Origin of the sequence: Aquimarina sp. TRL1 (assembly GCF_013365535.1) — a bacterium.
GTDB classification, from domain to species: domain Bacteria; phylum Bacteroidota; class Bacteroidia; order Flavobacteriales; family Flavobacteriaceae; genus Aquimarina; species Aquimarina hainanensis.
In genome coordinates, this window is sequence record NZ_CP053590.1 from 1,399,015 (window position 1) to 1,412,514 (window position 13,500).

General features: G+C 36.4%; 13 protein-coding genes. 12 read left to right on the forward strand and 1 reads right to left on the reverse strand.

Annotated features, from left to right (window positions below; genetic code table 11):
* The first annotated feature begins 14 nt into the window (after positions 1-14).
* Complete coding sequence (locus tag HN014_RS05490) at positions 15-1,430, forward strand: rhodanese-like domain-containing protein (RefSeq protein WP_176027882.1); 1,416 nt, start codon at positions 15-17, stop codon at positions 1,428-1,430.
* A gap of 75 nt (positions 1,431-1,505) precedes the next feature.
* Here the strand turns inward: HN014_RS05490 and HN014_RS05495 are convergent, their stop codons facing one another.
* Positions 1,506-2,408: a universal stress protein gene (locus tag HN014_RS05495; RefSeq protein ID WP_176027883.1), complete on the reverse strand. Its 903-nt coding sequence runs from the start codon at positions 2,406-2,408 to the stop codon at positions 1,506-1,508.
* Between the two features lie 201 nt (positions 2,409-2,609).
* On the opposite strand from HN014_RS05495, the gene HN014_RS05500 reads away from it, so the two are divergent.
* From HN014_RS05500 to HN014_RS05550, 11 genes are all read left to right on the forward strand, one after another.
* Entirely contained in the window at positions 2,610-5,024 is a 2,415-nt protein-coding gene (locus HN014_RS05500) for a heavy metal translocating P-type ATPase metal-binding domain-containing protein (RefSeq protein WP_176027884.1), read from the forward strand.
* Positions 5,005-5,598 carry a pyridoxamine 5'-phosphate oxidase gene (gene pdxH, locus HN014_RS05505; protein ID WP_176027885.1) on the forward strand — a complete coding sequence of 198 codons (594 nt, stop codon included), beginning with the start codon at positions 5,005-5,007 and terminating at the stop codon, positions 5,596-5,598. Before HN014_RS05500 ends, pdxH begins: the two co-directional genes overlap by 20 nt.
* Before the next feature lie 209 nt (positions 5,599-5,807).
* On the forward strand, positions 5,808-6,002 hold the full coding sequence (gene ccoS, locus HN014_RS05510) for a cbb3-type cytochrome oxidase assembly protein CcoS (protein WP_176027886.1): 195 nt from the start codon (positions 5,808-5,810) through the stop codon (positions 6,000-6,002).
* 2 nt (positions 6,003-6,004) lie between these two features.
* Entirely contained in the window at positions 6,005-8,203 is a 2,199-nt protein-coding gene (ccoN, locus tag HN014_RS05515; protein WP_176027887.1) for a cytochrome-c oxidase, cbb3-type subunit I, read from the forward strand.
* 5 nt (positions 8,204-8,208) lie between these two features.
* The gene (locus HN014_RS05520) at positions 8,209-8,394 is read left to right on the forward strand and encodes a CcoQ/FixQ family Cbb3-type cytochrome c oxidase assembly chaperone (RefSeq protein ID WP_176027888.1); all 186 of its coding nucleotides are present in this window, start codon (positions 8,209-8,211) and stop codon (positions 8,392-8,394) included.
* A complete protein-coding gene (locus HN014_RS05525; protein ID WP_176027889.1) occupies positions 8,391-9,287 on the forward strand; it encodes a cbb3-type cytochrome c oxidase N-terminal domain-containing protein in 897 nt (298 codons plus the stop codon). Before HN014_RS05520 ends, HN014_RS05525 begins: the two co-directional genes overlap by 4 nt.
* 88 nt (positions 9,288-9,375) lie before the next feature.
* The gene (ccoG, locus tag HN014_RS05530) at positions 9,376-10,797 is read left to right on the forward strand and encodes a cytochrome c oxidase accessory protein CcoG (protein WP_176027890.1); all 1,422 of its coding nucleotides are present in this window, start codon (positions 9,376-9,378) and stop codon (positions 10,795-10,797) included.
* 222 nt (positions 10,798-11,019) lie between these two features.
* Entirely contained in the window at positions 11,020-11,466 is a 447-nt protein-coding gene (locus HN014_RS05535) for a FixH family protein (RefSeq protein WP_176027891.1), read from the forward strand.
* Between the two features lie 12 nt (positions 11,467-11,478).
* A complete protein-coding gene (locus HN014_RS05540; RefSeq protein WP_176031043.1) occupies positions 11,479-12,183 on the forward strand; it encodes a sulfite exporter TauE/SafE family protein in 705 nt (234 codons plus the stop codon).
* A 122-nt stretch (positions 12,184-12,305) separates the two neighbouring features.
* Positions 12,306-12,842 (forward strand): Crp/Fnr family transcriptional regulator, encoded by a 537-nt coding sequence (locus tag HN014_RS05545; protein WP_176027892.1) that lies wholly within the window; start codon positions 12,306-12,308, stop codon positions 12,840-12,842.
* Between the two features lie 62 nt (positions 12,843-12,904).
* A complete protein-coding gene (locus tag HN014_RS05550) occupies positions 12,905-13,480 on the forward strand; it encodes a DinB family protein (RefSeq protein ID WP_176027893.1) in 576 nt (191 codons plus the stop codon).
* Positions 13,481-13,500 lie beyond the last annotated feature (20 nt).

Below are 13,500 nucleotides of genomic sequence, written 5' to 3' on the forward strand. Positions count from 1 at the left end.
TTAAAACAGCACATATGAAGATAGAACAACTATATACAGGATGTCTGGCTCAAGGCGCATATTATATCGAGAGCAAAGGAGAAGTGGCGATCATCGACCCTCTACGCGAGGTAAAACCTTATATCGATAAAGCAACAGAAAATGATGCCGTGATTAAATATATTTTTGAAACTCATTTTCATGCAGACTTCGTAAGTGGTCACCTCACTCTTGCCAAAGAAACTGATGCTGAAATTATTTATGGTCCCCTTGCCGCTCCTTCTTTTAAAGCAACTATTGCAAAAGATCTGCAAGAATTCTCATTAGGAGAAATAACTATTGTAGCATTACATACCCCTGGACATACAATGGAGAGCACGACCTATCTACTAAGAGACAAAACGGGAAAAGATCATGCTATCTTTAGTGGAGACACCTTATTTCTTGGAGATGTGGGGCGCCCTGACCTAGCCCAAAAAGCAGCAAACCTCACAAAAGAACAATTAGCAGAAAAGTTATTCGATAGCCTTCGTAATAAAATCATGCCGCTAGCAGATGATGTAATTGTATATCCTGCTCATGGAGCGGGTTCTGCTTGCGGGAAAAATATGATGAAAGAAACCGTAGACACTTTAGGTAATCAAAAAAAGATCAATTATGCGTTGCGCGCTGATATGACTAAAGAAGAATTTGTCAAAGAAGTCACCGATGGCTTGTTACCTCCACCTGGGTATTTTCCTGCAAACGTAAAATTAAATAAAGAAGGGTATACTGACATTGATACAATTATAAAACAAGGAACAACCCCTTTATCCCCTGATGCTTTTGAATCTATAGCGAAAGAAACCAACGCATTGATTCTGGATGTGAGACATCAAAGCGCCTTTATCAAAGGACATGTCCCCTCCTCTATTTTTATCGGTATCGATGGAGGATTTGCTCCGTGGGTAGGTGCATTAATCATTGATGTGCAACAACCCATTCTTCTCATAGCCCCAGAAGGAAGAGAAGAAGAAACAATTACGCGCCTATCAAGAGTAGGATTTGACAACACCCTTGGATATCTAAAGGGAGGAATAGAATGTTGGAAAAAAGAAGGAAAACAAGTTGATACGATTCATTCGATTTCTGCAGAAGAGTTAAAGGACCAACTGAAAAAAAATAACGCTTCTGTATTTGATGTAAGAAAAGAAGGAGAATTCACCGCTGAACACCTGGAAGACGGAATACATACACCTCTGGATGCTATTAACAATTATCTGGATGCTTTCCCCGATGAAGCTCCTTTCTACCTGCATTGTGCTGGAGGATACCGATCCATCATTGCATTATCTATATTAAAAAGCAGAGGAATTCATAATGGAATAGATATCGCTGGAGGGTATAAAGCTATTAAAGAAGCTGGTTTAGCCACTACGGCTTTTAGCTGCCCTAACAGTTTAAAAAAATAAAAAAAATCTGTCCTTTGATTTATACTAAAATCAAAGGACAGGTAAAAAAAGGAGGTTATTCAGTTTCTATTAATACTACGCCAATTTTGGCGTTTCTTTTTTCTTTTCTTTAGTAAATGCATCACTCATTCCTATTTCAGGAATAACTAAAAAAGGAATTTGCGTATGAAACCCTATTCTCTTTACAATCGGCTCTCTTGTCAATCGCTCTATAAAACTATGCTTATAATATAACATGGCTAAAAGATAAATATCTAATTCTTTTGTAAAGTTTTTCAATGTTTCGGACACAGAATCTTTTTCAGGAATCTGATATACAGTACTCGGAATCTCTCCCAGGTATTTCTGTAGCATGTTTAGATTAAACTGTTGTTGCTCTGACAATTCTTTTTGTGTTTTTTCGATATAAACAATTCGGATGGTAGCCTTGAAGAGTTTTGCCATCTCTATTAACGGTTCCAACTCATTCTTACTATAGAAATGATTAAAATCTGTTGCAAACGCAATTTCCGATGGAGTAATAAATCCGAAATCTTCTGGAATAGCCAGCACAGGGCAACTCGTAACGGACTTTATCATATTTACCGTATTGCTTCCCATAAAAATTTCAATTGCATTGGTAGCGCCTTTGGTTCCTGTAACAATCAGATCTATCTTTTTTTCTACAACAATTGACTTAATTTTATCGATCAAAATATCACAAGAAGTAATACTCTCTAAACGATGGTTTTTGTTAGGTAGCTCTTTTTTTATTTTATTCTTGATACGTTCTAATTCACTTAGTGCATTTTTTGCTGCCAAATCATTCAATCCTCTTTCCATAGGTGCCCCATCCAAATAAGTAGCTCTATACATCTGGGGGGTATATGTATTTAATAAATAAAAGGTGCATTCCTCCTCTCTAAAGATTTCTATAGCGTATTTAGCCGCATTCCATGCATTATCAGAAAAATCAGTTGGCAATAATATATTCTTCATCTGTATTATTTTGTTTATTCGGTTTGCGATAATAACAATAACCGATTTGTTAATTTTGGATATTACTCTGTCCCCTTCAACATCCCTGTAATTCATAATTACCCCCCAAAACTAGTTCTTGATCAGATATCAAACTATGATATTTATCATTGCCCACCCTTTACTTCTTTTAGAATTTTGTAAAAAATTAAGGGGACCTATATGATGACTGATACTTGTTTCCATTGCGGTAATGACTGTGATACTACCATTATAGAGTTTGATCAAAAGAAGTTCTGCTGTAATGGATGCAAAACTGTTTACGATATTCTCTCTAGTAATGAACTGAATTCATATTACGAATTACAGAAAGCTCCCGGAGCTAAGCCAGAAGAAGCCGCCGGTAAATATGACTATCTGGACACCCCTGAAATCCAAGAAGAATTGTTAGAGTTTCACGATGACTCTATTGAAATTGTACGACTCTATATTCCACATATCCATTGTAGTTCCTGTATCTGGATACTGGAAAACCTTCACAAACTACAACCTGAGATTTCTGCTTCTCAGGTGGATTTTCCAAAAAAAACCGTACGGATTACGTATAATAACACAAACTTTTCCCTAAAAGAAGTCGTATTATTATTAAATGCCATCGGATACGATCCTTACATCAGCCTTAATGATTATAAGAAAGACAAAAAGAGCATCAATAGAAGCATCATTTATAAATTAGGAATCGCAGGTTTCGCTTTTGGGAATGTTATGTTTTTATCATTTCCAGAATATTTTGAAGTCTCTGAATATTGGCTGGAAAAATACAAACATATGTTCAGATGGTTAATGTTTACCTTTTCACTTCCTGTTGTTTTCTATTGTTCTCAGGAATATTTTATTTCTGCTTATAAGGGGTTACGCTCCAAAGTATTAAATATCGACGTTCCGATAGCACTGGGGATTTTAGTTTTATTTCTCAGAAGTACTGCGGAAATCATTTTTGATCTGGGAACCGGTTTCTTTGATAGTCTTACCGGTCTTGTTTTTTTTCTGTTGCTCGGTAAATTTTTTCAACAAAAATCATACGCATTTCTTTCTTTCGAAAGAGACTACAAATCCTATTTTCCCATAGCAGTAACCAGAATAAAAACAGACGAAACAACAAACGCCAAAACAGAAGAAAACATACAGGTTTACGATATAAAAAAAGGAGATCGTATACTGATTCGCAATGGAGAATTAATCACAGTAGACAGTGTCTTAATAGAAGGAAATGCTCAGATCGATTATAGTTTTGTCACTGGAGAAAGCGAAACTGTTACTAAAAAAACAGGAGACAAACTATTTGCCGGAGGAAGGCAACTTTTTGGAGCTATCGAAATAGAAGCTACAAAATCTGTTAAGCAAAGCTACCTAACACAATTGTGGAGCAACGATGTTTTCAAAACAAACAAAGAAGAAGCATTTACAAATCTTACCAACACCATCAGTAAGTATTTCACAATAACTATTTTATGTATCGCAGCATTGGCTACTATTTTTTGGACCTTTTACGACGCATCCAAAGCAATTCAGGTATTCACTGCTGTACTTATTATAGCCTGCCCATGTGCATTAGCACTCTCTTCTCCTTTTGCTTTAGGAAATATGCTTCGATTATTCGGACAGCATAAATTTTATCTAAAAAACGCCAGTGTTATTGAGCAATTAGCCAATGCAGACACACTTATTTTTGATAAAACCGGTACAATAACCTCTAATCAGAAAAGTGCTATCACTTATGAAGGGGTTAGCTTAGATGAAGAAGAAGAGATGTTATTAAAGAACACATTACGAGCATCTAATCATCCGCTGAGCAGAGCCCTTTATGAATTGCTCAATGATCAACATATTAAGACGCTGGACGACTTTCAGGAACATACAGGAATGGGAATGGAGGCCCGCTACAATAAAAAATCTATAAAGGTAGGTGCCGCTCACTTTGTAGACAATGCAATCCCATCAAACTCACTTTCTACCACCGTACATATCAGTACTGATAATGAATACAAAGGGCGGTATGTTTTTCAAAATCGATATAGAAAAGGAGTTAAAAAACTCTTTCAAAAATTATCCGGGAGATATGCACTGGGAATCCTTTCCGGGGATAATGAAGGAGAAAAAACACGATTAGAAAGCTGGTTACCCAAAGGTACTACTCTATTATTTAATCAAAAACCAGAGCAAAAACTAGCACATATCAAATCCTTGCAGGAAAACGATCAAAAAGTAATCATGATTGGAGATGGTCTTAACGATGCCGGAGCACTGGCACAAAGTGATATCGGCATTGTCGTTTCAGAAAATGTAAATGTGTTTTCTCCTGCCTGTGATGCGATCTTGGATGCTTCGCAGTTCACCAAAATTCACAACTTTATTCTTGCCTCTAAACAAACATTAAAGATTATCAAATCCAGCTTTATCCTTTCTTTTTTCTATAACATAATAGGGCTATATTTTGCAGTTTCCGGTCAGTTATCTCCTGTAATTGCTGCCATATTGATGCCACTTAGTTCCATCTCGGTACTAGTCTATGTAACCATTCTTACCAATTGGTCCGGTCGAAAACTAATGAAATCACATGAAAGAAGAAAGTCATAATCCGATAGCACATTTTCAGCAATGGTTTTATGAAGTTGAAAAAGCACATCCCGAAGATGAGGTTAATATCATGTCATTATCAACTATTGGAAATGATGGTTTTCCCAAAAACAGGATTGTTTTATTAAAAAGATTTACTTGGGAAGGGTTCTATTTTTTTACTAATTATAATAGTGAAAAAGGAATCGCTATCAGAAACAACCCACTGGTTTCTCTTTCTTTTTTTTGGAAAAAAGCAGCCCGGGAGGTTCATATTTATGGAAAAGCAACTAAAATCCCTGTAAATTTATCACAAGGTTATTTTGACTCACGTCCCAGAGGAAGTCAATTAAGCACATGGGCTTCTATGCAAGGAAGCAAAATTGCTTCAAGAAAACAATTAGATGAACAGCTCGCTCATTACGATTCTTTGTTTCGGAATAAAGAAATCCCCATGCCGGCATATTGGGGAGGGTATCTGGTCAGTCCAAAAACTATAACTTTTATCGATCACAAAAAAAATGATAAAAATCATCATTTAACCTACTGTTTACAGAAAAATTATCACTGGATTAAACAGACTCATTCTAAATAAGAGGAAGGTCCTTATTTTTTTATTCTTATCAACTTACCCCTATCGCACATAACCTCCTGGAACACCTGTTTTTACTATACTTACCAACGATAACAAACTACTGGTAACCTTGTCCTTTATTACCACATATTCACTTACGGTTAAACCTGATAAATGTCATTTTTTTAGAATCTGTTCCCTCCTACTTTTGAATAAAATCAGACTTTACCATGAGTGTTATTTACATACTATTAACGATCAGTATTATTGTCGCCATCGTATTCTTTGTAGCATTTATTGTTTCTGTTAGAAATGGACAATTTGATGATACATACACTCCATCCATTCGAATGCTTTTCGATGACGAGTTGGTAGGAGAAGGTAAAAAGAAAACAACAATATTAACGAAAGACAAACAATCATAAATATGAAAATGGAAACATTCTATTACGATAATAAGATCGTAAAAAATTTCTTGTATGCCACCGTTCTCTGGGGGATTATAGGAATGTCCGTCGGATTACTGCTGGCGATATTATTTTTATTCCCCAATCTTACGGACGGAATCCCCTGGCTTAGTTTTGGTAGAATACGCCCTTTGCATACCAATGCTGTAATTTTTGCCTTTGTAGGGAATGCCATATTTGCAGGGGTTTATTACTCAACTCAACGATTATTAAAAACACGAATGTTTAATGATCTTCTGAGTAAAATCAATTTCTGGGGATGGCAGTTAATCATCGTAGGAGCTGCAATTACACTTCCGTTAGGGTATACTTCTTCTAAAGAATATGCAGAATTAGAATGGCCTTTTGATATTGCCATTGCCGTGATTTGGGTAGTTTTTGGATGGAATCTCATCGGTACCATATTAAAACGAAGACAACGGCATCTCTATGTAGCAATATGGTTTTATCTTGCTACTGTAGTTACAATTGCTGTATTACACATATTTAATAGTTTGGAGCTTCCTGTAAGTGCATTAAAAAGCTACTCTGTATATGCAGGAGTTCAGGATGCCCTGGTACAATGGTGGTATGGTCACAATGCCGTTGCTTTCTTCCTTACGACTCCTTTCTTAGGTCTGATGTATTATTTTATTCCTAAGGCTGCAAATCGTCCTGTATATTCATATAGATTATCCATTATACATTTCTGGTCTCTGATTTTTATCTATATCTGGGCCGGTCCCCATCACCTCTTATACTCCTCTCTACCAGATTGGGCACAAAATTTAGGAGTTGCATTTTCTGTTATGCTAATCGCACCATCATGGGGAGGTATGATTAATGGTTTATTAACACTGAGAGGAGCCTGGGATAAAGTACGAACAGATCCTGTTCTTAAATTTATGGTAGTAGCTATAACAGGATACGGTATGGCTACATTCGAAGGTCCTATGCTCTCACTAAAAAACGTAAATGCTATTGCTCATTTTAGTGATTGGGTAATTGCTCACGTACACGTAGGAGCATTAGCCTGGAACGGGTTCCTTACTTTTGGTATGATCTACTGGCTTATCCCTAAATTATTCAAAACTAAATTATGGTCTACCGGTCTTGCCAACATGCATTTCTGGATTGGTACACTAGGAATAATCATTTATGCACTTCCGATGTATGTTGCCGGATTCGTACAGGCATCTATGTGGAAACAATTTAATCCTGATGGTACCCTGACCTATGGTAACTTCCTGGAGACAGTGAATCAAATCATACCTATGTACTGGATGAGAGCTATCGGAGGAACGATGTTTATTCTGGGGATGTTCATCATGGTATACAATATGTATAAAACGATCAAAGCTGGAACCGCAGTAGCAGATGAAAAAGCAGAAGCTGCTCCATTACAAAAAATCACAAAATACAGAACTGCAAAAGAAGGATACCACACCTGGTTAGAAAGAAGACCTGTGAAACTAACCATTTTTGCCACGATTGCAATTCTTATCGGAGGAGCAGTACAGATCGTGCCCACATTAATGGTCAAATCCAATATTCCTACAATCACTAGTGTGAAACCATATACTCCATTAGAATTAGAAGGAAGAGATATCTATATCAGAGAAAGTTGTGTTTCTTGTCATTCTCAGATGATACGACCTTTCAGAAGTGAGGTAGAACGATATGGGGAATATTCCAAAGCAGGAGAGTATGTCTATGATCACCCATTCTTATGGGGTAGTAAGCGTACGGGTCCCGACCTGATGCGAATCGGAGGAAAATACTCAGACAACTGGCATTTTAATCATATGTATGATCCGCAAAGTACATCTCCCGGTTCTATTATGCCTGCATACAAATGGCTTATCACGGATAAACTAGACAGATCCCTAACTGAAGATAAAATGGAAGCGATGGTCACTCTTGGCGTCCCATACACACCGGAAGAAATCGAAAGAGCCCAGAAATGGATGGATGAACAAGCAGCTCAAATAGAGAAAAACCTATACAATGATCCGGAATTTGCAGAAAGTTATGAAGCTGATAAGAAATATGCTCTAGAAAACGGAGAAGAATTTATTGAAATGAGAGATCGTGAAATTGTAGCATTAATTGCCTATATCCAACGATTAGGAACTGATATCAAAATAAAAGACGGAGAAAGTGTAACCCATAAAGAATAATCAACATGCTAAAATTTATAAAAGGACACATGGAAAGTATTGAAGGTATCGAAATATACCCAATTATCTCCTTATTAATCTTTGGAATATTCTTCATTGCATTGTTCTGGTGGGTATTCTCTGCCAAAAAAGATTATATAAAACAAGTGAGCCAAATTCCAATAGAAACTGAAAAACAAAAGACTTCATGAGAACGATTTCATCATATCTTAGAGTAATCGCATTTATTGCTATTACGTATATTTTAATAGAATGGGTAGTAGAATCCGGAGATGAATCTGCATTTGTAGCAAACCCATATACACTACTAATCATAGGATTGGTAGCCTTGTTTGCTGTTGCTTTTGAGATTTGTATCAGTGCAGTAAAAGGTACCTTATTCATGGCCTTAAGCCCGGAAGCACAAGAACGGTTTAAAGCAGCAGAAAAAGAGAAAAAAGAGAAACAATATAAATGGATTAAAGAAAAATACAAAAAACTTTTAGATAGCAAACCTATAGAAGATGAAGCAGAAATCATTCTGGATCACAACTACGATGGAATACAGGAATTAGACAATAATTTGCCTCCATGGTGGGTCTACGGGTTTTATATGACCATCATATTTGGAACCGTTTACTTGGTTCGATTCCATATAATGAATGATTATACCCAGGCAGAAGAGTATGAAATGGAAGTTGCTGAAGCGAAAATCGCGATTGAAGAATACAAACGTACAGCAAAAGACCTTATCGATGCCAATACGGTAACCTTATTAACAGATGCTTCGGATCTAAAAGCCGGTAAAGCTACTTTCTCCGCTAATTGTGTTGCTTGTCATAAAGCTGACGGAGGAGGAGGAATAGGACCAAATCTTACCGATCCATATTGGATTCTCGGAGGAGGAATTAAAAATGTTTTCAGAACCATCTCAGAAGGAGGACGTGATGGAAAAGGGATGGTTGCCTGGAAACAAAACCTAAAACCTTCAGAGATTGCACAAGTTGCCAGTTATGTTATTTCATTAGGAGGTACAACTCCAACCGAACCTAAAGAACCAGAAGGAGATATCTGGAAAGACCCTGAAACAGAAAACAGCAAATAATTGCTGAATACTGTATCCTTATCTAGCCAAATTCCCTCCCGATTTGGCTAGATATATTGACAAAATAAAACCCTAAAAAACACCCCATTTGGAAGCGCTTGAAAACGAAAAATTCAGAAATTCTATCAGTACTGTAACTGATGATGGAAAACGAGCCTGGGTATATCCCAAAAAACCCAATGGGCGATTCTATGCATATCGCGAATGGGTTAGTTATTTTTTGTTGCTTTTTCTTTTTACAGCTCCTTTTATAAAAGTTAAAGGAAATCAACTGTTCTTATTTAATATCATGGAACGCCGCTTCAATATTTTTGGAGCGCCTTTCTGGCCACAGGATTTTCATCTGTTTGTCATTTCTATGATTGTAGGAATCGTATTCATTATTCTGTTTACGGTAGCATTTGGGCGTATTTTCTGTGGATGGATCTGCCCGCAAACCATTTTTATGGAAATGGTTTTTCGCAAAATAGAATACTGGATAGAAGGAGATAGAGGAAAACAAATTCGACTAGATAAGCAACCCTGGAATGCCGAAAAAATCAAAAAACGCGTGCTAAAGTGGTCCGTCTTTTTTTTCATATCTTTTTTGATTGCTAATATTTTCTTAGCCTACTTTATTGGCAGTGACCAATTAGTACATCATATCTCTGACGGACCATTAAAGCACGTTAAAACACTGGTGTCTTTACTCATATTTACAGGAGTATTCTATTTTGTTTTTGCCTGGTTTAGAGAACAAGTATGTATCATCGCTTGTCCTTACGGAAGACTACAAGGAGTTTTATTAGACAATAAATCGATCATTGTAGCCTATGATCATAAAAGAGGAGAACAAGAGACTGGTCGATCAAAATTCAGAAAAAACGAAGACAGATCCGCATTAGGAAAAGGAGATTGTATCGATTGTTTTCAATGTGTTCAAGTATGCCCCACAGGAATTGATATAAGAAACGGTACGCAGTTAGAATGTATCAACTGTACTGCGTGTATTGATGCCTGTGATCATATTATGGAGAAAGTAAAAATGCCGAAAGGGCTTATCCGATATGCCAGTGAAGAAAATATCGAGCGAAAGGCCAAGTTTTCTTTCACTCCTCGACTTATAGGATATAGTGTCGTTCTCACAATTCTTATCGGAGTGCTTGTCGGAATGCTTTTCTTACGAAATGATGTAGAGGCAAACATACTCAGACTACCTGGACAATTATACGAAAGAAAAGAGAATAATATCATTAGTAATGTATACACATATAAACTCGTAAACAAAACCACTTTGGAAATAGAAAATGTTCATTTCGAACTTATGTCTCATAGCGGTAAAATTGAATTAGTTACACATAAAAAATTCACAGTTCCAAAACAAGGATTATCCGAAGGAACTCTCTTTATTGAGATCAATAGAGCTGCCCTTAATGGAGACAAAGACGAATTAAAAATTGGTGTATACAGTAACGGAGAATTAATAGAAACAACAACTACGGCTTTTTTAGGTCCTAGAAGTTATAAGTAAACTACCTCGGGGCAAGCCCGCGAGGTATTCATTAGAAATAAATTTTCAATTTCAAGGCAAGGCTTGAGGCATTATACACCTTGGCAGTGCCGATAAAACCATATAGAATGCGCATATAGAAATTTAATCATATCTCAGATAACGATTAGCTTCTCATGCATATTCCTGGATATAAAGAAACACAAACCTCTTTCTATTCAGAAATCTAAAAAAAATAAACAGATGAAAATTAACTGGGGAACATCCATCGTACTTGTATTTATAGGGTTCATATCTTTTATCATGTTTTTTGTGATAAAAATGAATACGCAGGAAAAATACAATCATCACCTTGTAACAGAAGATTATTACAAAAAGGAGCTTGCTTTTCAGAAAGAAATTGATGCAGCAAAAAATACGAGCTTATTAAAAAACAGCCTGAATGTAAGACAGGTAGACGATCAGTTAATAATTTATTTTCCCGAGGATTTAGATCCTGCAAAAATATCAGGAACCATCACTTTATATCGCCCTTCTAATGAGAATCTTGATTTTGAAATACCAATACAGTTAGAAGGCTCAAAAGTAGAAATTCCTCAGGAACGCCTGGTAGCAGGTCGATGGAATATCAATATCTCATGGAACTATCAGGGCGTTCCATATTTATTCAAAAAACCAATCACACTGTAAGTCGAATTAATGGTGTTAGTAGCAGCGCTCATATTAGGATTTCTAGGTAGTTTTCACTGCATTGGCATGTGCGGACCGATTGCTTTTATGCTTCCTGTAGACAGAAATAATTCTTTGAAAAAAGTTTTTCAAATATTTCTTTATCACAGCGGCAGGCTACTTTCTTATACAATCATAGGAGTATTTTTTGGAGTATTGGGAAAAAGTCTGTACTTATTCGGAATACAGCAGAAACTTTCTATTATCATTGGGGTACTGATGGTACTGTTTGTCCTACTCCCTGATCGGCTACTTGCTAAATATAATATATCTAAACCGGTTTTTTCTATCATTGGAAAGGTAAAAAATGCATTGGGAAAAGAACTCAAAAAGAAGAGCAATGACACTTTTCTCACCATTGGTTTTTTAAATGGTTTTCTTCCCTGCGGATTGGTCTATATGGCTGTTTTCGGTGCAATTGCCACTGGCGGGATAGTAGAAGGTGCTCTATACATGACCTCCTTTGGCATCGGAACGATCCCTCTAATGACAGCAACAGTATACATCAGCCGTTTTTTATCAGGAAATATTCGGCGTCACATCCTCAAAGCAATCCCTGTTTTTGTCGTTATTATTGGGCTCTTATTTATTATTCGAGGACTGGGACTTGGAATTCCCTACTTATCTCCCAAAGCTGTAACAGAAGTGGTTTCTTCTAATTTTGAATGCTATAAATAAAGGAATTCTTCCTTCTGGATCATAAGAATCTCAAAATACTCCCTATTTTTACTCAATAATAGAAGTATGGATACTCCTGGAGCTACATCAGAGCAGTATACCATCGATTATTTTGAGCACTAATGAACCCTATTCAACAATTAACAGATAAAATTCATGCCAGTGATCTTTGGGAAAAAGAAATCTGTATCCCCAGAAATGGGTTCCTTTCTAAAAATGGCACCATAGACACTAACCTATATTACATTCAAGAGGGCAGCATTCGCATCTATGTTATTGACGAAACCGAAGAACAAACCATTCGATTCGGATATAGAAATAATTTTATCGCTGCACTGGACTCTTTTATCAGTGAAACACCTTCCGAACTCTATTTACAAGCAATAAAAAAAACACAGATAAAAGTGTTACGCAAGAAGACATTTATGGATTTTATAGATAGTTCTTCCGAATATTTGAGCTTATGGAAGCAAATCGTTGGGATGCTTATATATCAGCAAATGGAAAGAGAAAGAGATATTCTCACCTCATCTCCGGTAGAACGATATCAGAGGGTCCTAAAAAGAAGCCCTCAGCTGTTTCAGGAAGTTCCGCATAAATACATTGCTTCCTACCTGAGAATGAGCCCTGAAACCTTATCCCGAATTAAAAAGTCTTGATTTCAATCAAGGTTTTTGTATTTCTTTTTAAAGACTTTTACTCAATAATAAAAAGAAATACCATGACTATAAAAACAACCTCCTTACTAGAGGACCTGACTCAACGTACCAAACAACATCTAATAAAACTAGAACAATTACAACATCTATCAATTGTAGCACTACAACAGCGACCAGCTCCTCAGGCATGGAATATATTAGAATGTATTGAACACCTAAACTTATACGGGGATTTTTACATTCCCGAAATGAAAAACAGCATCCATCACAGTCCATATTCATATAATCCGATATTCAAAAGCGGATTACTGGGGAATTATTTTGCTAATATGATGCTTCCAGGAAAAACAATGAAGTCCATGCGAACATTTGCGGATAAAAATCCATATAATGCTTCACTAGATATTTCAGTACTGAAAAAGTTTAACCATCAACTTCATGATATATTATCAATACTGGAGAATTGTGCGACTAAAAACCTCAGCAAGACCAAAACATCTATCAGTATCTCTAAATGGATCAAATTGCGTTTGGGGGATACGCTTAGAGTAGTGATTTATCATAATGAAAGGCACCTGGAACAAGCTTTAAGATGTATAAAAAAGCCAGGGGACATCCAGGTGCCTAAAACAAAATAAAACCAATTGTATCTATGAGA

Coding starts and splice junctions, on each gene's coding strand:
- pdxH (WP_176027885.1), top strand. CDS start 5,005: ATGAAAGAAGAAAGTCATAATCCGATAGCACATTTTCAGCAATGGTTT.
- HN014_RS05520 (WP_176027888.1), top strand. CDS start 8,209: ATGCTAAAATTTATAAAAGGACACATGGAAAGTATTGAAGGTATCGAA.
- ccoN (WP_176027887.1), top strand. CDS start 6,005: ATGAAAATGGAAACATTCTATTACGATAATAAGATCGTAAAAAATTTC.
- HN014_RS05500 (WP_176027884.1), top strand. CDS start 2,610: ATGATGACTGATACTTGTTTCCATTGCGGTAATGACTGTGATACTACC.
- HN014_RS05495 (WP_176027883.1), bottom strand. CDS start 2,408: ATGAAGAATATATTATTGCCAACTGATTTTTCTGATAATGCATGGAAT.
- HN014_RS05550 (WP_176027893.1), top strand. CDS start 12,905: ATGACTATAAAAACAACCTCCTTACTAGAGGACCTGACTCAACGTACC.
- HN014_RS05535 (WP_176027891.1), top strand. CDS start 11,020: ATGAAAATTAACTGGGGAACATCCATCGTACTTGTATTTATAGGGTTC.
- HN014_RS05545 (WP_176027892.1), top strand. CDS start 12,306: ATGAACCCTATTCAACAATTAACAGATAAAATTCATGCCAGTGATCTT.
- HN014_RS05490 (WP_176027882.1), top strand. CDS start 15: ATGAAGATAGAACAACTATATACAGGATGTCTGGCTCAAGGCGCATAT.
- HN014_RS05525 (WP_176027889.1), top strand. CDS start 8,391: ATGAGAACGATTTCATCATATCTTAGAGTAATCGCATTTATTGCTATT.
- ccoS (WP_176027886.1), top strand. CDS start 5,808: ATGAGTGTTATTTACATACTATTAACGATCAGTATTATTGTCGCCATC.